The 24366-nt window shown below is 38.4% G+C and carries 19 protein-coding genes; 13 read left to right on the forward strand and 6 right to left on the reverse strand.

Going from position 1 to position 24366, the window contains the following annotated elements:
* Nucleotides 1–124 precede the first annotated feature (124 nt).
* Complete coding sequence (locus tag FPK91_RS02345; protein ID WP_144207437.1) at nt 125–1021, forward strand: sensor domain-containing diguanylate cyclase; 897 nt, start codon at nt 125–127, stop codon at nt 1019–1021.
* Between the two features lie 178 nt (nt 1022–1199).
* Here the strand turns inward: FPK91_RS02345 and yegS are convergent, their stop codons facing one another.
* Nucleotides 1200–2129, reverse strand: coding sequence for a lipid kinase YegS (gene yegS, locus FPK91_RS02350; protein ID WP_144207440.1), 930 nt, complete (start codon nt 2127–2129; stop codon nt 1200–1202).
* A gap of 229 nt (nt 2130–2358) precedes the next feature.
* Here yegS and FPK91_RS02355 point away from each other — a divergent pair, with 229 nt between their 5' ends.
* The 5 genes from FPK91_RS02355 to FPK91_RS02375 all read left to right on the forward strand — a co-directional run bounded on the left by FPK91_RS02355 (nt 2359) and on the right by FPK91_RS02375 (nt 6990).
* Nucleotides 2359–4134: a DUF885 domain-containing protein gene (locus FPK91_RS02355; protein ID WP_144214084.1), complete on the forward strand. Its 1776-nt coding sequence runs from the start codon at nt 2359–2361 to the stop codon at nt 4132–4134.
* Nucleotides 4135–4328: 194 nt separating this feature from the next.
* Complete coding sequence (locus FPK91_RS02360; protein WP_144207443.1) at nt 4329–5030, forward strand: response regulator transcription factor; 702 nt, start codon at nt 4329–4331, stop codon at nt 5028–5030.
* Between the two features lie 226 nt (nt 5031–5256).
* Nucleotides 5257–6387, forward strand: coding sequence for a M14 family metallopeptidase (locus tag FPK91_RS02365; protein WP_144207446.1), 1131 nt, complete (start codon nt 5257–5259; stop codon nt 6385–6387).
* 7 nt (nt 6388–6394) lie between these two features.
* Nucleotides 6395–6712 (forward strand): zinc ribbon domain-containing protein, encoded by a 318-nt coding sequence (locus tag FPK91_RS02370; protein ID WP_144207449.1) that lies wholly within the window; start codon nt 6395–6397, stop codon nt 6710–6712.
* Nucleotides 6709–6990, forward strand: coding sequence for a YeaC family protein (locus tag FPK91_RS02375; RefSeq protein WP_144207452.1), 282 nt, complete (start codon nt 6709–6711; stop codon nt 6988–6990). Before FPK91_RS02370 ends, FPK91_RS02375 begins: the two co-directional genes overlap by 4 nt.
* A 105-nt stretch (nt 6991–7095) precedes the next feature.
* On the opposite strand, the gene ansA is transcribed toward FPK91_RS02375, so the two are convergent.
* Together ansA and sppA are read right to left on the reverse strand one after the other, a co-directional pair.
* Nucleotides 7096–8106, reverse strand: a complete 1011-nt coding sequence (ansA, locus tag FPK91_RS02380) for an asparaginase (RefSeq protein ID WP_144207455.1) — start codon at nt 8104–8106, stop codon at nt 7096–7098.
* A gap of 175 nt (nt 8107–8281) precedes the next feature.
* Nucleotides 8282–10123 (reverse strand): signal peptide peptidase SppA, encoded by a 1842-nt coding sequence (gene sppA / locus FPK91_RS02385; protein WP_144207458.1) that lies wholly within the window; start codon nt 10121–10123, stop codon nt 8282–8284.
* Nucleotides 10124–10286: 163 nt separating this feature from the next.
* On the opposite strand from sppA, the gene FPK91_RS02390 reads away from it, so the two are divergent.
* From FPK91_RS02390 to FPK91_RS02415, 6 genes are all read left to right on the forward strand, one after another.
* Entirely contained in the window at nt 10287–12302 is a 2016-nt protein-coding gene (locus tag FPK91_RS02390) for an oxidoreductase (RefSeq protein WP_144207461.1), read from the forward strand.
* Between the two features lie 148 nt (nt 12303–12450).
* Nucleotides 12451–13116 carry an SDR family oxidoreductase gene (locus tag FPK91_RS02395; RefSeq protein ID WP_144207464.1) on the forward strand — a complete coding sequence of 222 codons (666 nt, stop codon included), beginning with the start codon at nt 12451–12453 and terminating at the stop codon, nt 13114–13116.
* A gap of 145 nt (nt 13117–13261) precedes the next feature.
* Nucleotides 13262–13729, forward strand: a complete 468-nt coding sequence (locus FPK91_RS02400) for a GNAT family N-acetyltransferase (protein WP_144207467.1) — start codon at nt 13262–13264, stop codon at nt 13727–13729.
* A gap of 635 nt (nt 13730–14364) precedes the next feature.
* Nucleotides 14365–15204 carry a hypothetical protein gene (locus FPK91_RS02405; protein WP_144207476.1) on the forward strand — a complete coding sequence of 280 codons (840 nt, stop codon included), beginning with the start codon at nt 14365–14367 and terminating at the stop codon, nt 15202–15204.
* 2 nt (nt 15205–15206) lie between these two features.
* Nucleotides 15207–16226 (forward strand): Kelch repeat-containing protein, encoded by a 1020-nt coding sequence (locus FPK91_RS02410; RefSeq protein WP_144207478.1) that lies wholly within the window; start codon nt 15207–15209, stop codon nt 16224–16226.
* A 210-nt stretch (nt 16227–16436) separates the two neighbouring features.
* On the forward strand, nt 16437–16955 hold the full coding sequence (locus FPK91_RS02415) for a cupin domain-containing protein (protein ID WP_144207480.1): 519 nt from the start codon (nt 16437–16439) through the stop codon (nt 16953–16955).
* Nucleotides 16956–17056: 101 nt separating this feature from the next.
* Here FPK91_RS02415 and FPK91_RS02420 read toward each other — a convergent pair whose 3' ends face one another.
* Nucleotides 17057–18652: a BCCT family transporter gene (locus FPK91_RS02420; RefSeq protein ID WP_144207482.1), complete on the reverse strand. Its 1596-nt coding sequence runs from the start codon at nt 18650–18652 to the stop codon at nt 17057–17059.
* Between the two features lie 400 nt (nt 18653–19052).
* Here FPK91_RS02420 and FPK91_RS02425 point away from each other — a divergent pair, with 400 nt between their 5' ends.
* Nucleotides 19053–20606, forward strand: coding sequence for an AbgT family transporter (locus tag FPK91_RS02425; RefSeq protein WP_144207484.1), 1554 nt, complete (start codon nt 19053–19055; stop codon nt 20604–20606).
* A gap of 94 nt (nt 20607–20700) precedes the next feature.
* Here the strand turns inward: FPK91_RS02425 and FPK91_RS02430 are convergent, their stop codons facing one another.
* Together FPK91_RS02430 and FPK91_RS02435 are read right to left on the reverse strand one after the other, a co-directional pair.
* Nucleotides 20701–22530 (reverse strand): DUF885 domain-containing protein, encoded by a 1830-nt coding sequence (locus FPK91_RS02430; protein WP_193559177.1) that lies wholly within the window; start codon nt 22528–22530, stop codon nt 20701–20703.
* Between the two features lie 338 nt (nt 22531–22868).
* Nucleotides 22869–24266, reverse strand: a complete 1398-nt coding sequence (locus FPK91_RS02435; protein WP_144207486.1) for an MATE family efflux transporter — start codon at nt 24264–24266, stop codon at nt 22869–22871.
* Nucleotides 24267–24366 lie beyond the last annotated feature (100 nt).

A 24366-nucleotide genomic window follows, 5' to 3' on the forward strand; every position in this document is an offset into this window, starting at 1 on the left:
TCACATTACTAACTATCAGCTTTAGTTAAATTTTTCTCTGTCATTTAAGATAATCTATTAGCTTTATTTATCGTGGCATATCAAAGACCATAAATTTACTTGTTGATTGAGAAGGCTTTCAGTTATGAATAATCAAACGAATGAGATTTCGAGTTTTTTAGATTTTTTGGTGGATGCAATCTTAATCGTCGATCAACAATCAAATATTGTATTCGCCAACACCTCTTGTTGTAAGTTATTTGGCTACAAAAGAGAGGTTTTATTAAGCTATTCGTTAGAACACTTAATAAAGTCACAAGCGGTATCGGGTCACAAAGAAAAAGTCAGTCATTTTATCGCTAATCAGTCTCATGCAAGAGCGATGATGTCTCGAAATATTATGCCTTGCCTAAATGCAAAAGGTGTTGAGTTTAATGCTAGGATCTCCATTGCCAACATTAACTTTAATGGTATGCAGTGTGGTATAGCGACTATACAAGACTATTCAACTGTTCAAGAATTAATTGACGATCTTAAAAACGAAGCCAGTACAGATCCTCTTACTAATTTATTTAATAAGCGACATCTAGAAAATGTAATTGAAAACCAGTATCTTGCCATGCATGAATCAGGTTGTTTGGGCGTCGCATATTTAGATCTAAATGGTTTCAAAGCAATTAACGATAATCTTGGGCATGATACTGGCGATCAACTGCTAGTAGAGATTTCAAATCGATTAACGGATCAGCTACGCAGCAGTGATATTTGTTTTCGTATTGGCGGTGATGAATTTTTGGTGTTGTTTGATATTAATGACCATCAAAATTGCCAGATAGAAGCGAAAGGCATCGCGGATAAATTACAAAGGTTAGTTACTCAGCCGATTGAGGTTGCTAAATTTGATGATATTTCTATTGGTGTAAGCATAGGGGTCGGTCTTTTGCCTCATGATGGTAAAGAGCTTGGGATAGTGATAGATAAAGCTGATAAAGCGATGTACCAATCTAAAGCTGAAAAGATACCTTATGCGTTTGTTTCTTAATTTTTTATCAATGAGCTTATCGCGATATTTTAATCTAGCTGTTGTTCATTATGCAGCATTCTAAAAATGTAACTTAATAATCGCATAAAAGCACATTATTGAGCTAGAGTCAGTTGCTTAGCTTAATGATGGTTTTTCGTCAGTTGAATGACTTATTACAAAAATAGCGCGGCTGAATCTATGCTTGAATCATTGGGCAGTCATTAGGTAATACAAACTTTATCGCATTGGGCTTCACTTCAAATCTGACTTTCTCACTGCGGTAAGGTTCGCCATCTAAATTAAGAGGAAGGGCGATCGGGAAGTCTATTTCTAACCATTTTGCTTGAAAATGAAAACAAAATTCACCTTCAGTATTACTTGTTTTCACTTCTTCTAATACCTTCGGTATATCAAGTGGTGTAAAGCCTTTCAGCAAGGTGACATCCATTAAGCCATCATTGATTAGTGCTTCAGGAGCAAGCTCTTGTCCGCCACCCGCTTGCCTGCCATTACACATGGCGCCGACAACGATATTACCGCTATAACTGCCTTTTTCGGTATGAATAGTGCCTTCGTAGGGTTTAAAACCTATGGCTTTTGCCAGCCCTGTAAGGGTGTATGCTCCGCCACCTAAAAAATCTTTTAATTCGACAGGGGTTTCTGCGGTGACTTGTGCGCCAAAACCTGCCGCTGCAACATTAATAAAATGCTTTTCATTGGCGGAGATTAAATCAATTGATTGTGCCTTACCAGTTACAGCAAAAGTTAATGCCTGGGTGATATTATTAGGAATATGGCAGCCGGTGGCAAAATCATTTGCAGTACCTAATGGTAAAACAGCAATTTCAGGTAACCTTGTTTCTGCACAATATTCTTCATTAGCTAGCTTTATTTGCATCAATGCCGTCACTGCTTCATTTAGTGAACCATCGCCACCACCGATAATGATACGACAACAATCGCTTTGTATCGACTCTTTGATAAGGCGAAGCATGTCTGCACTTTCCCAGGTCACTTTAACTGCAATATCAAATCCTTCGTTTCTCAATGCAGCGACAGCGGATCTAATTTCAGGAATACCCGCTTTTTTACCATTTAGTATCAGGCTATATTTCTTAGATGGCATATAAAGTCCTCTTAATTATTCGTAATTGGGTAGCCGGGTGAGTAATGACATGGATGAACGGTGAAAAGTTGTCACAAAACATGTCAATATCATGATTGATACTGAAATAATTTTATATAAATGATTTACTAATATCATAAAAATAAGGTGCTTAATCATCTTACACAAAAAGCAAAAATAATAATAAAAGTATGACTACATATATCAAGGAATTTAACTAATGAAGACAATGAAAAAAGCATCAATCTCACTGGCTGTGACATTGGGGTTAACCGGATTAATGGGTTGTAACACTCACTCAGTCGAAAACTCTTCAGCTCCTCAAGTTGCTGAACAACAAATTAATCAAAGCTTTAGCCAGTTCTCTGATTCATTTATTAATGATTTATGGCAATGGTCGCCAACATGGGCGCTTTACAGTGGCAAGCATGTTAATGATGGCTATTTAGAAGTCCCTAACGCCGAATCAAGAGTTAACACCTTGGCGTTTGTTAATACACAACAAGCTAAGTTAAGCGCTTTTGACAAAACCAGCCTCACCACAAATGAGCTCATTGATTATGAGTTGATCTCTAATCTATTAGGCAAAATCAAATGGGAGCAGGAGCGTTTTAAATCGTGGCAATGGAACCCTGCACAGTACAATGTGGCAGGTGGTTTTGCGCAAATTATTAACGAAGATTTTGCCCCACTTGATGACAGACTAAAATCAGTTGTGACGCGACTTGAAAATGTTCCAGCCTATTACCAAGCAGCACAGGCAAACATTCAAAAACCAACGATTGAACATACTCAGTTAGCGATAATGCAAAACAAAGGGGCTTTTTCTGTCTTGTCAGACAGCCTTGTCGACCAAGTGAAAGCTTCAGGCTTGTCAGATGCTGATAAATCATTATTTACTACTCGCTTTGATGCGGCTATTGCAGCGATAAATCAACATATTGAATGGTTAAATGACCTTGAATCTAAGTTGGAAGTTGAAGGAGCTCGTAGTTTCCGTATTGGTGAAACCTTATACGAAGAAAAGTTCGCTTTTGATATTCAAGCGGGCATGTCGGGCAAAGCCTTATATGAAAAAGCGGTTGCGGATAAAAACCGCGTTCAAGCTGAAATGGCTAAAATTACTAATGACATTTGGACTAAATACATTGATACACCAAAACCAGAAAATGATAACCAAGCCATAAAACAACTAATTGATGTGTTATCAGTTAAACACGTTAAGCGTGAAGACTTTGTCGATGAAGTAAGAGCACAAATCCCTGAACTGGTAAAGTTTGTGAATGAAAAGCAATTAATGACTTTAGATCCGTCTAAGCCATTAGTGGTGAGGGAAACCCCAGAGTACATGCGCGGCTTTGCAGGCGCATCAATCAGTGCACCTGGGCCTTATGAAAAATCGGCAAATACCTACTACAATGTGACACCACTTGATGCAATGAACGATGAGTCTGCAGAGAGCTATTTACGCGAATATAACCATTGGATTTTGCAAGTATTGAATATCCATGAAGCCATCCCAGGCCATTACACCCAATTAGTCTATTCAAATGAATCCCCGAGTTTAGTTAAAAGCTTATTTGGAAATGGCGCTATGGTTGAAGGTTGGGCGGTTTACACTGAACGTATGATGCTGGAAGAGGGCTACGGTGATTTTGAACCTGAAATGTGGTTGATGTATTACAAATGGAATCTGCGTGTTATAGCGAACACCATTCTTGATTACAGTATTCAAGTTAACGGAATGACAGAAGAACAAGCCATTGACCTCATGACTAATGAGGCATTCCAGCAACAAGCTGAAGCAGAAGGGAAGTGGCGCAGAGCGACATTAAGCCAAGTGCAATTAACCAGCTACTATTCTGGTTACCGTGAGATATACGATTTACGAGAAGAACTTAAACAAGCACAGGGTGAAGAATTTGACTTAAAAACGTTCCATGAAACGTTTTTAAGTTTTGGTAGTGCCCCCGTTAAATACATCAAGCAATTAATGGTTAATTAATTTCAGCACTTATAAAATGAATAATAAATAACATTAGCAATAACTAAATAAAAGAGCCTGAATTTTCAGGCTTTTTTTGTATTTATGTGACCTAAACACGGGCTGAGACAGCCACATTTACATTGCACGTCTAGTATTATTTGTAATACGGTGATAATCTTAATGGTAATTGTTATCATTTAGATTAAGTCGTTATGAAAAAGATTCTACTCATTGACCAACAACTCACAGATAGTTTGCTGTTATGTCAGCAAATGGAAGCCATAGGTTATGTTATCCAAATTGTGGATAATAGCTTCAATGCATTAGTGGAGATGGAAAGTAACGCATTTGAGGTGATCTTACTGGATTCCTCAGTTCCTCAAATGGATTCATTTTGGTTGTTAATGGCTAAGCATTGCCAAACACCGGTAATCGTTCTCGCCAACAGTGATAATAAGCAAGACTGCATCGCTGCATTTGAAATGGGCGCTGATGATTATTTTTGTGAGCCATTCAATGTCAAAGAGCTTTTATTGCGTATCAATGTATTGAAAAGACGCAGTAAAAATCAGACTGAGTCGCATTCTGTTTATGGCGCCGATTATGAAAGCCGCAAGTGTGAAGATATTGCATTTGACGATGGTAATAATGCGGTTACGGTAAATTCTCAACAATTAAAACTCACCCAAACAGAATATCGACTGTTCAAATATTTATTTCATCGAAAGGGTGAGGTGGTCACTAAAGCAGAATTGCAAATGCGTGTGTTGCACAAAGAGCTAGGTGAGTTTGATCGAAACCTGGATATGCATATTAGTAATACTCGCCGTAAAATGGCCAATAAGTGCTTACCGAGAGAATTAATCAATACCGTGAGAGGTAAAGGGTATTGTTTTAGTCCGGTATTTATATAGCTTTCATCGTTAGGGTTTAAAAAATGTATAAAAGCCGAGTATGTGAACCATATTCGGCTTTTTGATGTATTAGCTTTATTAACAGGTATTTTGGCTGATTAAAGCTTACTTACATATTTTATTGAACAGATGTTTACCAGATGATGTTGATTTGATTTTATTGCGTAACGGCTTTTGGTAAGATGCTGGGATAACGTCGATAATAACCTTATAAAAAGGAAGTCCTATGCGTATTAGCGCGAATTTTGATGGCGGCAACATTGAGACCATTAGTTTAGACAAGCACGATGACATTCAACTGGCGATCCGACCTGATGAAGGCGGAGAGTTTTATCAATGGTTTAACTTCCGTATGGAAGGTGAAATTGGTCAAACTTACACCTTGAATATCGTTAATGCGGGTAGTGCTTCATATCCAAAAGGATGGGAAGATTATCAAGCAGTTGCCAGTTATGACCGCCAACATTGGTTCCGCTTACCGACTGTTTACAAAGATGGTAAATTATCGATACAAGTTGATCTAGATTGCGATGCAATTCAAATTGCCTACTTTGCGCCGTACAGCTACGAACGTCATTTAGACCTTATTAGTTCAGTACAACTTCACCCATCAGTTAAGTTAGAAAACTTAGGCTTAACCCTTGATGGCCGTGATATGAGCCTATTAACTATTGGTGATAATAATCCATCTAAGAAAAACATTTGGATTACAGCAAGGCAGCACCCAGGCGAAACCATGGCTGAATGGTTGATTGAAGGTTTGTTAAACCAACTGCTAGACAGTGACTGTCCAACAGCTAAGCTATTATTAGATAAAGCTAACTTCTATATTGTACCGAACATGAATCCAGACGGCAGCGTCCGTGGTCATCTTCGTACTAATGCAGCGGGTGTTAACCTTAACCGTGAATGGCTGAGCCCTAGCTTAGAGAAAAGCCCTGAAGTGTTTTATGTTGTGAATAAAATGAAAGAAACAGGCGTAGATTTATTTTATGACGTCCACGGTGATGAAGGCCTACCATATGTATTCGTTGCTGGTTGTGAAGGCGCACCGAATTACACTGAGCACATGGCTGGATTACAAAAGCAATTCTTAAGTGCGTTAACCATGGCAAGTGCAGATTTTCAAACAACATACGGTTACGACAAAGATGAACCGGGTCAAGCGAACTTAACCGTTGCTTGTAACTGGGTGGGTAATAACTTCAAATGTTTGGCTAACACCTTAGAAATGCCATTTAAAGATAATGATAACTTACCCGATCCTGTAGTCGGTTGGTCTCCAGCACGCTGTGAGTACCTAGGTGAAGCGTCATTAGTGGCTATGTTAGCTGTTGTAGATAATTTAACAGAGTAGGCTGGTTATGGCGTTAATCGAATGCCCTTCGTGTCAAAAACGAATTTCGAGTAAAGCAAAGCAGTGTCAGTATTGTAAAGCGTCTGCTGATGGCAATAATGACTCTAAAAGAGCGATTTCACATATTCAGAAGTCTAATAAACTGATGAATCAAATGATGTTGTTTTTGACGTTATTTATTGCAGGCGCAGTATATGGTTTTTGGGGCGGAGAAGTGGCCACCGGAACAGACGCCTATATCGCAGGAACATGTTTTGTTTTTGGTTTTGTCGGTTACATCATTACCCGAGCCAGAAGCATTGTACATAAACGGAAAAGCGTATGAATGATATCAATAAAGTCATCGATGAGATGCCTGATGAAGTGTATGAGCGTTTACGCGGTGCAGCTGAAACGGGTAAATGGGATGATGGCACAGTGCTTTCTGCTGAGCAAAAAGAGTCTACATTACAAGTTGTCATGCTTTATCAAGCACGTAAGTTATCGCAGACTGATCACTTTACTATTGGTGCTGGTGGCGCAATAAACGAGCTGTCTAAATCTGAATTAAAGAAACAATTTCGTGGTGATTCAATCGCGGAATTTAAAGAATCTGATTTATAAATTAGGTTTGAATTGAAATTAATTCAGCAAAAAGCCGCATTTTATAATGCGGCTTTTTTATGTTTATGACGAGTAAAAACTCATTCTTAAAAGGGGAACAGTAAGTTACTCAGTTAGTTCACCTAACAAATTTCTCTGCATAGCGATTTTTACTTCATTTGGTGTTAAATTTTTTGATAGTAAATAATGCAGTTTTGCTAGCGCAGCTTCAATGGTCATATCAGAGCCACTAATTAATCCCGCTTTAGCTAATGCGTTACCCGTAGCATAGCCACCCATGTTCACTTTTCCTTGGAAACATTGGGTTAAATTAACAATTACAATACCGCGTTCATCGGCTTGTTTTAGGGTATCTAATAAGGCTTTATCTTGAGGTGCATTACCCACACCAAAGGTCAGTAAGATAAGTGCTTTAACTGGTTGCATTAAGATGTTGTTAAAAATCTCAGTCGATATACCAGGATATAAAGTAATCACGCCCACTGGTTGCGGGCTGATATTAATCACTTCTAAGGGCTGAGTTGTCGGCGCGGTAATTTCACCTGCAAGTAATTTAATTTTAATACCCGCTTCTAACAATATCGGGAAATTAGGTGACGCAAACGCATCAAAACCATCAGCATGGGCTTTGGTTGATCGATTTCCTCTAAACAGTTTGTTATTAAAGAATAAGCAAACTTCAGCCACTGGGTAATTAGCGGCGATATAGAGCGAATTTAGCAGGTTAGTTTGACCGTCTGAACGAAGCTGTGCCAAAGGAATTTGAGAACCAGTTACAATCACCGGCTTTGATAAGCCTTGCAGCATAAATGATAACGCCGAAGCGGTATAAGCCATGGTGTCAGTACCATGCAAAATTACAAAGCCATCATAATTATCGTAGTTAGCTTTAATGTCATTCGCGATCAATTGCCAATCCGTTGGCGCCATGTTTGATGAATCAATCAATGGCGAATACTCATTAATGACAAAGCTTGGCATTTCTTCATGGTAAAACTCTGGCATCGACTTAACACAGTCAGTGAGAAATCCTGCTACAGGAACAAAGCCGTCTTCTGTTTTGCGCATACCAATCGTACCGCCAGTATAGGCAACGTATATTGAACGTTTTGTCATGTAATTGAATTCTCACAGTGTAGTTATTATGTAATCTGCAAATTATACGGCTTAGGCTGAACAAAACCCAATAAAAAAGCCCGTAAAACGGGCTTTTTTGAATATAATTCAATTTATAGTTCAAATGTCATCATATTACCGTGATGAATCTTAACTCTATAATGGCATTGGGAGGTTAGTAATTACAGTTTTCGCAATACATATACATGCCATTAGGGTCATCATATTGAGTGAGTTCTTCTGCAACTGAACTCCATTGGCCCATGAATTGTTCAACCATGGGTGATTGCGTTGTTGCTTCAGGCATATAAGAAGCAAATGACACTAACATCTTCTGCATAAAGATTTGTTCAGTCGTTAACTCTTGTTCGATAACTTTAGTATCAAATACTTCTATTTCAGCCATTTCTGCAGCTTTAGCAATAGCGCTGTCCATATCACCAATATCATCGACTAAGCCAAGTTCAACAGCGCGAGTACCAGACCAAACGCGGCCTTGTGCGATTCTATCCACTTGCTCTAGTGTCATATCACGTTCAGTAGCGACTAAAGAGATAAACTCATGATAACCATGCTCAATATGACGTTGAATAACAGCAGATACATTAGGGTCTAATTCACGGGTTGCTGAAATGCCTGCCCACTCTGATGTTGATACACCATCTGAATTAATCCCCCAGTTTTCTAACACTTTTTCAAATGTCGCAAACATACCGAAAATGCCAATTGAGCCAGTTAACGTACTTGGAGTTGCATAGATATAATCAGCACTTGCTGATATCCAATAACCGCCAGATGCCGCTAAACTGCCCATGCTGACTACGACAGGTTTGCCTGCTTGTTTAAGTGCGATGACTTCTTGTCTGATTTTTTCAGAGGCAAATGCGCTACCGCCAGGGCTATCAACTCGAAGTACAACCGCTTTAACCTTGTCGTCAAAACGGGCTTTCTTTAATAGTGCAGATGTACTTTCACCACCAATTTGACCCGCTTGTTGTTTACCATTGAGAATATTACCTTTGGCAACAACGATTCCAACAGATTCTTGTTCAATGATCGAAGGCATTGGTTGAACTAAGCTGTAGTACTCAGAAAATGAGATTTGCTTATAAGAATCTCCGTTAGCTTCTTTGCCAACAGATTCGAGCATCGCTAATCTAAACTCTTCGTCTGAAACCAGTTTATCAACCCATTTCATATTAACGGCCATCTGAGCTGAATCACCTTTAACAGCATCAAGTTCAGTTAAGTATCTTTGTGGGCTTAATACGATATTTTGTGTTTCAATTTGACGGTTTGCAGCCACTATTGACTCATAGTTTTGCCATAAGTCATTGAGTAACGCGCTGCTTGCTTCTTTAGCTGGTGCCGACATATCATCACGGATAAATGGCTCAACCGCTGATTTAAAGGTACCGACTCTAAATACGTGGGTACTGATATTCAGTTTCTCTAACGCTGATTTAAAGAATAAACGATAGCTGCTTAGACCTTCTAGTGACACTGCCCCTTTATTGTTTAGATAAATTGTGTCGGCATAGCTTGCAAGGAAGTATTGATTTTGCTCATAGGCATTACCTACCGCAACCACTATTTTTCCCGCGGCTTTAAATTTATCCAGTGAATCACCAATGGCGGTCATTTTACTGATACCCGCACTGCGAAGATTGCCCATCTTTAACACAATACTGTTGATACGTTGATCATGGGTGGCATTATCTATAACGTAAATAATGTCAGCTAATAGCATTTCTGACTCGGGGTCATTGCTATTACCTTGCTTAAATACTGCTTCAATGGGATCAACGTGACGCTTTTGGTCAACAATGCTTCCTGCAAGGTTTAGGACTAAAGCGGATTGATCTTCAATAGTAATTTCTTCTTCAGAAGTCAGTGCAACAACAATAAGTGCGATGAATCCAAAGAAAATAATATTGAGGAATAATTTACGGATACCGTTAACAGTATTCCAAATAAAACCAAAGATTCTCTTAATCAATGAGGGTTTAGCGGACATTTGCCACTCCTTTAACATACTAATGGTGTAATGCTAACTGATTTTGACACGCTGTGGGAAATTGAATTGTAACGGTTTTTAACAATAGGGATGTGAAATCATTGAGCTTATGATTCTGTCGTTGTATGCTAGTTTAAATCACTTGTTTAAAAAGGATGTTTGAATGTCGTTTCCACATTTACTAGAACCCTTAGATCTAGGCTTTACTCAACTTAAAAATCGAGTATTGATGGGCTCAATGCACACAGGCCTAGAAGAAGAAAAGGGCGGATTTGAGAAACTGGCCGCATTTTACAAAGAACGTGCCCAAGGCGGCTGTGGCTTGATTGTTACAGGTGGTATAGCACCAAACTTCAGAGGTCGTTTAGCCCCCCATGCATGTCAGTTAAGCTTCCCTTGGCAAGTCAGCAAACATAAAATAGTTACCGACGCTGTTCATGAAGCGGATGGCAAAATTTGTATGCAAATCTTGCATGCTGGTCGTTATGGTTATCATCCATTTTCCGTTGCACCTAGCAAAATTAAATCACCGATTACGCCATTTACGCCTTCAAAAATGTCATCTAGACAAGTACGAAAAACCATTAAAGATTATGAATCGAGTGCTGATTTAGCCAAAAAAGCTGGCTATGACGGTGTCGAAGTGATGGGTTCAGAAGGATATTTAATCAACCAATTTATCAGCTCTCGCACCAACAAGCGTGATGATGAATGGGGTGGAAGCTTTGAGCAACGAGCTCAGTTCCCAATAGAAATTGTTAACGCTATTCGTGCAAAAGTCGGTACTGATTTTATCATCATATTTAGACTCTCAATGTTGGATTTGGTCGATAACGGTTCAACGTGGGATGAAGTAGTGCAATTAGCTAAGTGGCTTGAGTCTGCTGGTGTTAGCATTATTAATACTGGTATTGGTTGGCACGAAGCGCGTGTTCCGACTATTTCTACCAGTGTGCCTCGTGGCGCTTTTTCATGGGTAACAGAGAAGTTAAAGTCAGAAGTTAATGTGCCATTAATTGCCACCAATCGAATTAACACCCCTGAAATTGGTGAATCGATTATTGCATCTGGTCAAGCTGATATGGTGTCTATGGCGCGTCCTTTCTTAGCTGATGCAGAGTTTGTTAATAAAGCAGCCGCAGATCAAAGTGAGTTAATCAATACGTGTATCGGTTGTAACCAAGCTTGTTTGGATCATACCTTTGCACTAAAACGTGCAACATGTTTAGTCAATCCTCGTGCATGTTACGAGACCGAAATTAACTTTACCCCTACGACAGGTAAAAAACGTCTTGCCGTTATGGGCGCTGGGCCTGCTGGTATGGCATTTTCAGTCTATGCAGCTTCTCGTGGTCATGAAGTGGTATTGTTTGAAGCTAAAAGCGAAGTTGGCGGGCAATTTAACTTAGCGCGTAAAATCCCTGGCAAAGAAGAGTTTCACGAAACGATTCGTTACTTTAACAACCAGATGAAGCTTCATAATGTCGAATTACGTCTAAACACACGTTTAGATGCAGCAGTTCTAGCCACTGAAAAATTCGATGAAGTGATTATTGCGGCGGGTGTTATCCCTCGCGGATTATCATTACCGGGTTTTGACAACCCTAAAGTTGTTGATTATCAACAAGTGCTTAAAGGCGAAGTTGAGATCGGTAAAAAGGTCGCATTAATTGGCGCAGGCGGTATTGGTTTTGACTTGGCGCATTTCCTTTGTGAGAAAGAGTCTACGACATTGCAACCCGATGTTTGGTTAAAACAGTGGGGCATTGATAAAAGTTATCAACATGCTGGCGGTTTGACCGAAGAAGCTGAGCATAACCCAAGTCGTGAAGTGTATTTACTGCAACGTAAAACCACTAAAATGGGTAAAGGCTTAGGCAAAACAACTGGCTGGATCCATCGTAGTGTCTTAAAACAACACCAAGTTAATATGAGAACGGGTGTGAGTTACGAGAAATTTGACGAGCAAGGTTTGCATATAAAAGTCGGTGAAAAGGCTGAAATACTAGCTGTCGATAATGTCGTTCTATGTGCTGGACAAGAGTCTAATATAAGTCTTGTGGATGAAATGAAGGCCACCGGTTTACCTGTTCATTTAATTGGTGGTGTCGATGTTGCTGCTGAATTAGATGCTAAACGTGCTATTAGACAAGGCGCTGAATTGGCCATGGCGATTTAAGCTTAAGATTTGTATCAATTAAAAACCTAGCAATTTGCTAGGTTTTTTTGTTTACTGATAACATTCAATATCTGTGTTAAATATCAATACTAGGATTACGTATTGAGCCTATTTCTCCATGCGGAGCTCAGCATTTAAGGATTTTCCTATGTCAAAAAACGTTGTTATTACCGGTGCAAACCGAGGTATTGGTTTAGCGCTGGCAAAATTATTTAAGCAGCAAGGCGATAAAGTCTTTGGTTTATGCCGTCATACTTCAGATGAACTCGATGATTTGGGTATCAATGTGATAACTCAAATCGATGTGGCTACCGATGAAGGTATTCATAATATGAAAACGTCACTCGCAGGTGTTTTGATAGATGTATTGGTATGTAATGCAGGTATTTTACGTGATGAACAGCTAGCTCATTTGAATATCGATACCATCCGCCAACAATTTGAAGTTAACGCACTCGCGCCGCTGCGTATTGTTGCCGCGCTGCAATCACAACTTAATGTTGGCGGTAAAGTCGCGATGATCACCTCACGAATGGGATCTATCGAAGATAATACTTCAGGTGGTCGTTATGGTTATCGTATGTCAAAGGCTGCTTTAAACGCCGCATCAATGTCATTAAGCCATGATTTAGCCTCTAAAGAGATAGCAGTAGGAATTTACCATCCTGGTTATGTACAAACGGATATGGTTAACCATGGTGGGGATATATCAGCAACCGAGTCAGCGTCGCGTATTGTAGGATTAATCAATGAACTTGATATGAGCCAATCTGGCGTGTTTAAGCATTCTAATGGTCAAGTATTACCCTGGTAAGTAGTTTCGTACATTCATACTTAGATTAAGTCAGCGGTACTTAATTTTACGCTGACTAAATTTGTTATGTTTTATTTACCCATACTCGATTTTATTTTATATAACTATACGAATTGATTCATAAACAATAAGGTTATGAACTAAATTGAAGAATTTAATCATTAGAAAAGCAACTTCAGAAGATAAAGTTGAATTACTCAGCTTAGAACAAAAAGTGGTTGAAGCAGAGCGGCCTTATAACGCGAGTATAAAAACTAAAAATGCAACTTATTATGATTTAAATCACTTACTTTTAGATGATGATTCAAATTTGCTTGTTGCAGAAATTAATGGAGTGATTATTGGTTCCGGTTACGGCCAAATTAGAGGATCTAAAAAGTCTCTCGAACATTCTACTCATACCTACCTTGGTTTTATGTATGTGGAGATAGAATACAGAGGGTTAGGTATCAATAAGATGATTATGGATAACCTCATCGATTGGAGTAAAAATCGTGGCGTAGTTGACTTATACCTAGATGTTTATGATGCCAATGATGCTGCTATACGGGCATATAAGAAAGTCGGCTTTACTAAGACATTAGTAGAGATGAAAATTAATCTATCTGATTAACTGATTTATCAAATGAGCTAGTCAGTTCATTTTCCCGTTTCAATACCTCTCCATGAACATTTTCTCTATATGTAATATGAATTTTTTTAAATCGCTATTACATATAGATTTTAGTGGATTTACAAAGTCTCCTGTATAGCTTTTAAATTAACTATTATCAATGAATTTAATAAGCCATATTAAATTCATTAACAAGCGAAGTTTCAATCAGTAAAGTCAATTATACAATTCTACTGAAATTAATGATGTTGCAATATGTAAGTTTTATGGTTATTGTCATGTTAACTATAACTGTTTCAATATTTCTGAGATATAACAATCTGCTAATTACAAAACTAGTTTGTACTTTATTCAAGTCAGCGGAACAGTGTATGTAAGTAAAATTAAGACCTCAGATAAGTCATTAAACTAATAGTTTTAATTTTTTATTCATAAGGCACTGATTTAAAGGTTTTTTTTAGTTTATTGTCTACTTAATTAGAAATGATAATGCACTAAGTTATGATCAATAATCGTTGTAGTAACTCATGGAGGTAGCTGTTGCGCTTGCTGAGTTTTTCCATTAAAAGCAATAATTTAATTACCAATAAAGAGTTAACCCTTAATTCAATATCATTAATAGCCATGAGGCCTACATGAAATACATATCTCAATCTCTATTTATTATCGTAATGATATCTATATCTTTGAATAGTTATGCCATGGACCAAAAATTTGCGATTGACAAAGATTTACTACTGTTAAACTTTGATCTTAAAACGGATGTTGATGATGTTCATACCATTGCTGCATTCGATTTATTACTGCAATCAAAGGAATATGAAAACTTGAATTACTACGCTATTAGCGGCACTTACGGCATACAAGCAGGCGCCTATGTACCGGCAAATAACCTATTTGATATGGTGTTCAAGCAAAACTGGACAGATGCACATAACGACAGACAAAACTCTATTTATCGAAGCATTAAAAAGATAAACAAAACATTATCTACAGGTGGCAAGGTTTGGATTGTAGAAGCTGGGCAAAGTGACTTTACCCAAGAAATATTAGTAGCACTTGGTGAGTTCAATATCTCATTTTACAAAGATCAAATAATCCTAGTGCAACACGCCGATTGGAATGAACAAGAAACTAGCGTTGATGCATTAAATTACGTCAAGCAAAACACTACTTACATAAGAATTGCTGATGGTAACAAAGAAGGAAACGGTACCCCAGGATTTAACAATCAATCCTACTTAAGTAAAAACCTTGAAGATACCAAGCTTTTGTCTTCAAAAGTTTGGAAACAGGCCAATGAAATATGTACAAAATATAATGGTATTAATGGGCGCTACGATAACAAGGCGATTTCAGCTGGCGGTACTGACTTTTCTGATTTAGTTGAAGTCACTTATATATTAGATATTAAAGATACCCCAACGGTAGCGGCGTTTTTCACTAAGTATAACAAAACGATTTCTGAGAAATAGTCATGAAAAATATCCATATTCGCTGTTCTGTTGTGCCCTTGTTTGTTTCACTATTTATTTCTCTATTTGTTGTACATAACGCAGCAGCCACAACCACTTGGCAGCAAATAGAAACATCTAACACTTTCTCTGCACGCCACGAAGCAGGTTTTATCAAATTTGAAGATAAGGGTTATTTAATTGGTGGCAGAGGAATAAAAGCCGTTGATGAATTTGACCCTAATTTGCTAACGTGGCGCCCTTTACAAGCATCCCCCATAGAGCTACATCACTTTCAACCCAGTGTATGGAAAAACAAAATTGTCATTGCAGGGGCGTTAACTGGAGCTTATCCCGCTGAGACGCCAGTTGAACATATTTATTATTTTTACCCTAATGAAAACAAATGGGAAAAAGGTCCAGCGATTCCACCAGCAAGGTTAAGAGGTAGTGCCGTTGCTGTTGTTAAAAACGATTCCCTTTACCTTATTGGCGGTATTACTAACGGTCACCTAGATGGCAATGTTAACTGGGTTGATCGCTATGACTTTATTACCAATACCTGGACTATTCTCAATGATGCCCCACACGCGCGAGACCATGCTCAAGCTGCGCTAATTAATAATCATATTTATGTTGCTGGGGGACGAAGAACTCTAGGCAAGCACAATCAAGTATTTGAGTTAGTTGAAGGCAAACTTGATGTATTTAATATCGAGACTAATCAATGGCAAGTAGTGCAAAACGAATTACCAATCCCACGAGCTGGCATTGCAATATTCGCTCATCAAAATAAGTTGATAGTGGTCGGGGGAGAAAGTGCCGATCCCAATAAAGCTCATGAAGAAGTTCACTTATTTGATAGCCCATCAAAACAATGGTTTAAAAAGCCTTCTTTAATTCAAGGAAGACATGGGAGCGGTGTAATTGAAATAGATGGCTACCTATGGATTGCCTCAGGTTCTGGTATGCAGGGTGGATCACCCGAATTAAATTCAGTTGAACGTATTAAGCTCGATGCTATTTTTAATAATGATAAATAGCTTAATAATGACAATGCAATATACCTAAAATTGATAAGTTAATCTGAATCACAGATAAGAATATATGTGTCTCTGGTTATATTAATACCTGAAAATTTAACAAGTTGGTGAAGGGGCTATTGGATCAGATAAATAGGTAGCCGGCTGAGTACTTTCTTATGAAAGTGCTTAAGTTAAAGTTGGCAATTTATTTACGATAAGGAACAAGCTATGAAAAATAATCTGTCAAAAATGGCAAAAGTATCGGGATTTTACTTAATTATTTCGATATCTATAACTTTTCTGACGTCGTGTGCCTTTGTAAAAAATAAAGATTCGAATGAAACTAACGCTATAAATAATGAATCAAATAGTCATATTCAATCTAGTATTGTTAACTTTGAAAACACCCATAAGACAGCTTACGATGGTAGTGATTTCTACACCTATTTTTACGGCGAAACAATAGGCACCAAGGATGCAATTGTGGGTTTGGCAATTATAGAACCTAACAATGAAATTCATCCGCCTCACCAACATGCTGAAGAAGAGTATTTATACATTGTAGAAGGTTCGGGTATTTGGACGTTAAACGGCGTAGAAACACCTGCAAAAACTGGCGATGTATTGTATGTTTCGCCCTGGGACTTACACGGCATATTTAATACTGGTGATGTATCAATGAAGTTTTTTATTACTCGAGCAAGTAGTAAAGGCGTTAATGTCGAACAACCATCACAGGTGAAATAATAATCAATTTTTAATGCAAAAAAAACCAGCAAATCTATTTTTAATAGTATTTTGCTGGTTTTATATTCTACTTAATGGAATTTTAATTAGAACTACAATTATTACTTAGCGTAGTTTTTCCCATGAATATCCATTTCAGATTTTAAGCCCATTGTTAAGCTTACACACATAGTAAGCAATATAAAGGTGAAGGGTAGACCTGTAGAAATAGTTCCTGCTTGAAGTGCTTGTATCGCTTCAGTGCCACCAACATACAATAATACAGCTGCAATAGCGCCTTCAGTGGTTGCCCAGAATATACGTTGTGGGATTGGCGCATCAATCTTGCCACCAGAGGTAATACTGTCAATTACCAGTGAGGCTGAGTCTGATGAAGTAATGAAGAACACCATAATCAGTACGATTGAAAGCACAGAAATAATCGAGCTCATCGGCATCACGTCATAAGCTTGAAATAGCGCTAGTGTAATATCTGTAAGGCCATTCTTCCCTAATTCACCAGCTTGATTGATGATTTGATCAATGGCATTGCCGCCAAATGTTGCCATCCAAAAGATAGTAATCGCAGTTGGTATTAACAGTACGCCAAGCAAGAATTCTTTTATGGTTCTGCCACGGGAAATACGCGCAATAAACATACCGACACATGGTGACCAAGAAATCCACCAAGCCCAGTAAAATACTGTCCAACCATGCATCCAAGCTTCGTCTGCTCGGCCATGTGGATTGCTTAACGGTATGATGTTTTCAATATAACCCATGATAGTAATGGGTAAATAGGTCAGTGTGACTGAAAAGGTCATTATGATGATAAATAATAATAACGCGAAAGCGGCCAATAAGTTGATATTACTGAGTACTTTAACGCCGCCATGCATACCGCGTACAACGGATAAAATAGCTAATGACGTAACAAATGCAACGATGATGAGTTGGGTTGAAATGCCGTTACTGATCCCAAATACATGACTTATACCACTTGCTGCTTGCTGCGCGCCTAAGCCAAGCGACGTAGCTAAACCAAATAGTGTTGCCAGTACTGCAAGAATATCAATGATATGACCAAACCAACCCCAAGTTCTATCACCTAAAATAGGGTAGAACGCAGAACGCATCGAAAGCGGTAAGCCTTTATTGAATGTGAAAAAAGCCATTGATAGCGCGACTACAGCATATATTGCCCAAGGGTGAAGACCCCAATGGAACATGGTTGCACCCAGAGAGGCTTTGATGGCTTCATCAGTAAAGGGCTCAACACCACCAGGCGTTTCAAACCAACCTGTAAAATGTGCCGCTGGCTCGGCTATACCCCAAAACATCAGTCCAATTCCCATACCTGCTGCAAATAGCATTGCCATCCACGAAAATATTGAATATTCAGGGACGGCGTCTTTGCCACCGAGACGGATTTTTCTGAAGGGTGAGATAATTAAGACAATACAAAAAATTAAGAAAAAGTTTGCAGACCACATGAAAACAACATCAAAGTTATTGATGATTTTCCATTTAGCGCCATCGAGCGCTGCTTTTGCTGTGCTAGGATCAACAGCGAGTAATGCAATTAGAAAAACGGCAATTAAGCCCGCGCTGATCCCAAAAACAGGGTTGTGGATATCAAACCCCCATTTCTGGATATTATCTTGTCCTACTTCGTAGTCAGTATTGTTAATACTGTATTTATCGCTAGGTTCGCTCATGCTTTCTCAATGTTTTATGTGATGAAAGTTATTATCGGCAGAGGTTAACAGACTTTAACTCAGATCAATAAGTTGTATTGGTAGATGTTATTGGTTGGCCGATATTCTAAGCTGTTGATCGTTAGCATTTATTGATCCTTATTCCATTACTGCAAAATTATTTACACCATTAACTAAAATTCTTCATATGTAATCCGCTTTTTACACATGTAGATAAACTTTTAGAAATACTCCCTATATATCAGTTATTTTAAAAAATTTTAAGTTTGTATAAAGGTTGGTTTCATAAACTCATTTTACAAATAATTAAAATAGTGATTTCCTTTGTTGGCTGGCCATAAATGTAGATGGCATTTATGCTGTGCTATCAGTCAAAGGGATAATTGAAGGTAGGGATAATATGACAGTTAAAAGTGAACCTGCAGAAAAAGCGCCGGGTTTTTTAGGCAGAGCATTAGATGGCATTGAACGAGTGGGTAATAAATTACCTGATCCAGCAATGTTATTTTTAATATTGATGTTTGCGGTATGGGGTATTTCAGCATTACTCTCAGGTGTTAGTTTTGACGCTATAGACCCAAGAACAGATAGCCCAATCGTGGTGAACAATTTATTGAGTGCAGATGCATTAACCCACTTTCTCACTTCTATGGTGACCACCTTTACTGCATTTGCCCCATTAGGTGTGGTGCTGGTGGCAATGTTAGGTGTCGGTGTCGCTGAGCAATCAGGTTTTATCAATACTGCACTCAAACAAATGTTGAGAGTAACCCCTGCGAAATTCCTCACTCCAGCTGTCGTATTAGTGGGTATTATTTCCCATACCGCGACAGACGCGGGTTATGTCGTAGTGATCCCCCTTGCTGGCGTAATATTTTTCACCGTTGGTAGGCATCCATTAGCGGGAATTGCAGCGGCATTTGCAGGCGTTTCAGGTGGGTTTTGTGCCAACTTCATTCCTTCTGGAATCGATCCATTATTGCAAAGCTTTACTCAGGCTGCTGCCCAAATTGTTGATCCAGATATTCAAATCAACCCATTAAATAATTGGTTTTTTGCAGCGTCATCATGTATTCCAATTACATTAGTTATTTGGTATTTGACTGACAAAGTACTCGAGCCCAGATTAAATCGCACTCACAAGGTTAACCGTGAAGAAGTCGATTTACCTGCGATGGAAAATGTGACGTCGAAAGAACTTAAGGCATTTAGAATTTCATCAGCAGTAATGTTTGCCGCAATTGTTGGTTTCTTTTCGTTAGCTATTCCAGAAACATCGACGTTAAGAGATGAAAGTGGCTCTCTCACAAGTTTCAGCGCGCCACTGATGCAATCAATTGTGCCATTAATTTTCATCTTTTTTGTACTGCCAGGTTTAGTTTATGGTTTTATGACTGGAACCTTTAAAAGTTCTGCTGATGTGGTTCAGGCTATGTCTAAATCAATGAGTGGCATGGCACATTACATCGTGATGGCATTTTTCTGTGCCCAGTTTGTTGCTGCATTTTCTGCATCAAACCTAGGAGCTTTGATTGCGGTTGAAGGTGCGGGTGGACTTAAGGCAATGAATTTACCAGCAGAGGTAACCGTTATTGGCATGGTTATTCTAGTGGGTTTTGTGAATTTGTTCGTTGGTTCATCTTCTGCCAAATGGGCATTGATAGGACCAGTATTAGTGCCAATGTTGATGCAATTAAATATTAGCCCTGATTTATCGCAAGCGGCTTATCGAGTCGGGGATTCAAGTTCTAATATTATTACTCCGTTGATGCCATATTTCCCATTAGTTGTTGTGTATTGCCAGCGTTATGTGAAGGGGATTGGCATCGGTACTTTAATTTCAATGATGTTGCCATTTAGCTTAGCACTACTGTCTATTTGGAGTACATGGTTACTTATTTATTGGTCAATTGGATTCCCATTAGGTTTAGGCGCAAGTTACACTTACGGGTAATCTAATGGTTATTTAATCCAATAACTAAAAAGGACTGCAGTTGCAGTCCTTTTTAACATTCCATTTTTATTTTTGTTGTTAATTATTAAGTTATTTAAGCTTGTTGAAGCCTTTGTTCAATATACTGATCAATTATTCGTTCCAGTAAGTCTAAAGGCATTGCACCATTTTTAAGTACTGCATCATGAAACTCACGAATGTCATATTTATCTTGCAGTGTATCTTTGGCTTTTTGACGTAACTCTAGAATTTTCATCATGCCGACTTTGTAAGATGTCGCTTGGCCTGGCATCACGATATAACGTTCAATTTCTGAAATTACATCACGTTCAGCGCGGCCAGTATTGTCAGCCATGTATTCAATGGCTTCCTCACGAGTCCAACGTTTATGATGTAAACCGGTATCAACTACAAGACGAACGGCGCGTAATAACTCATCTGTTAAACGACCAATGTTATCAGCTGGTGTATCCTGAAATCCTTGCTCATATGCTAAACGTTCTGCATATAGTGCCCAGCCTTCAGAATAAGCAGTAAAAGGAGCGAATCGACGAATTAACGGCATACCTTCTAGCTCCATCGCGATGGACACCTGGAAATGATGGCCAGGAATACCTTCGTGATACGCTAAAGTGCGCATGGCATATTTAGGTGAGGTTTTTATGTCATATAAGTTGGCAAAAAAACGACCAGGACGACTACCATCCAATGATGGACCTTGATAGTAAGCACCAGGTGCTGTTTTTTCTTTAAATTCAGGAATACGCACAACTTCCATGCCTGCTTTTGGGCGAATGTTAAAGCTGTCATCTAGACCGTCATTAATTTCATCTAATATAGTTTGGTAATCCACCAGAATTTGAGCTCGACCTTCGTCACTATCCTCATAATAATATTCAGGCTTATCTGAAAATTCATTCATTGCAGCGAGGTAACCATTGCTGGTATCAATGCCTTCTTGTTGAAACAGCAATAGCATTTCCGCTTGAATACGAGCAACTTCAGTTAGTCCTAAATCATGAATGTAATCAGGGCTATAATCTGTGGTGGTAAACAGCTTTAAGGCTAATGCATAAGCTTGATCGCCTTGAGGCAAATGCCAATATCCGTCATCAGTGCCAGCTTTAGATTTCAATCCTTCAAAATAATTTATAAATAAATCATAAGCGGGATAAATTGAATCTGTAATCGATTGTTCTGTTTGCGCCAGCAGTTGAGCTTTATCTGTTTCTGATATTTCTTCAGTATCATTGAATTTGGTGACAAGCGAAGTATAAAGAATATTTTCATTTGCCGGTGTCGCGACAAAACCATGCATTTCATCGAGCACTCTTTGTATGACAAAGCGTGGTGGAATGATATTGCGATCTTCACGCTCTTTAAGTGCTAATAGGTATTGTGAAAATTTACGATTAAGTTCACCCATACGTGAAAGGTAATTTTCGGCATCTTCTACTGTTGATACTTGATGAGAGGACTCCATAAAGCTTGGAAAGCCGCTTTGGATGCCAAACATCTGATTTGCTGGATAAGTGTGGTACTGAAACTTTTCGAAGTCATCAATAAGGTTAGTGAAATACAGTGCGATTTCTTTTGATATCAGCTGGTTTTCATCTAAATCCTTATCTTCATATTGATGCAAACCGTCACGAAAATGCTTCATTTCGTTAAACATAACTTGAGTATTGGCAGGATCAACATCATCGAGGTGAGCGTTGTGACCTTTAATCCCAACAGATTCGAGAAAACCAAGAGAGGTTAACCCTTCAGGATCTTCAAATGCCATTTTAACCATTTCTCTATCTAGATAAGATCTAAACATGAATGGTTTGTCTGCATACCATTCATGTGCGGCGAAACTAGCACCCATTGTCGCAACGCCTAATGCACTAATTCCTAGCCATTTAAGTGATTTTTTAATCATGATTGTCCTTAATTCTTATTATCTTAATCCATTGAAGCTAATGATTTGAATAAATTATCAGGATATGAATGTTAACAATGGTTTAACATTTAGCGAAGCGATAAACCCATAAATGTGTAACTATTTATTCCAAAAATGAACTTTGGTTATTACTTAAGGTTAGATTTTTGGTTGAAAGCTTTTAAGCAGAAGACGTGATAATTCGAAGTTAAATAACGACACTTTATTAACAACATTTTGCTAAAACCTGGTTCAATCACAGCCGCTGGAAAATACTAACGGCTGTTTAGGATGTTATTTAGCATCATCAGTGAAGTGTTGTCTCATCAAGAGCTATGTTAGATGGCTTTAATAGCGCTTAACGATTTCAAATCTATTTGCGCTTGCTGTTCACCTAATAGATTTATACGTCTGACTTCATTTAAGAGCATTGGCGTAAGAATAATGCACAGGGCTATATTGGATAGTGGCACTGCTAGCCATATGCCATTCACACCAAATATCATCGGTAAAATAATTAAAAATGGAATTTGAATTAACATGTTACCAAAAGATACTGTCAATGATTTTCCACCTTGATTTACCGCCATAAAGTACATAGTGGTCACAAATATTATTCCGTCTAATATCAACGCGAATAAATGTAATCTGATACCGATAAGTGTCTCAGCCATTAATTCTGCTTCACCTTGGCTAAAGAAATGAACCACCATTTCTGGAAATATATTAAGTACCACTACAATTGTGAGTCCCAGTGCGCAGACTAATTTTAACGCCAATATCACAGTGGCTTTAATATTGTGCACTTGTTTTGCACCATAATAATAACTCACAGGAGGTTGCATACCGCTAGCAATACCTTCCGCCAACAAATAAAACAGTGTCGCGATATAACCAATAATAGCGAAGGCTGCGACATGAATCGCGGAACCATAAAGCATGAATAAATAGTTATGTAATGCAATGATGAAACTGAAGTACATAAACATGAATAAGCTAGATACTCCTAGCTTAAGTATTGAGTAGGTTTGTGTCTGGTTAATGGATTTTAGATTGAATTGTATTTTAGTATTCGATTTACTCGAATAGAAGTAGCTTATACCAAGCATAACAACGATGGCTTGAGAGATAAGCGTTGCAATAGCTGCACCTTGTAAACCTAATGGGATGACGGCGATCAATAGGTAATCTAAACCGATATTAATGACAGCACCTAACATCATAAGCTGCGTAGCGATTGCTGGATTCTCATCATTTCTTATTAATAAAGGAAGTGCAGTTGCAGCTGTAGTAAAGAATGCGCCGTAGGCAAACACATCGATATAATCTAATGCCATGGCATAGTTGTGACCTTCTGCTTTTTGTAACAGTAGTAAGTTGTCACCAAAAAAGTGGATAAATATGGCTGCGAGTACACTAAATATAATAACCAGAAAAAGCGCATTACTGATAACGCTTTGCGCCTTGGAATAATCATTTTCACCTCGGCTAATGGACAGTAAACTACCTGCGCCCATGCCAATCATCATACCAACACCAATGATACAGGCGATGATGGGCCAAGCGAGGTTAATACCAGCGAGCCCTTCAAAACCAATATAATGTCCAACAAACATGCCATCGATGATTTGATAAAGGCCACTAACCAGCATCGCGGCGATGGAAGGAATGGCGTATTTCCAAAAATGTTGGTTAACATTTTCTGGATTGACTTTGGCTGTACTGAATAATGACATTTTAAATGACTCACTGTGAATGAATCGTCATTATCCTCATTATTGAGATACAATAAAGTTAGTTACTATCCGGATATCGGATGGGTAGGTATGAAAGACA

The organism is Shewanella donghaensis, from assembly GCF_007567505.1.
Taxonomy (GTDB): domain Bacteria; phylum Pseudomonadota; class Gammaproteobacteria; order Enterobacterales; family Shewanellaceae; genus Shewanella; species Shewanella donghaensis.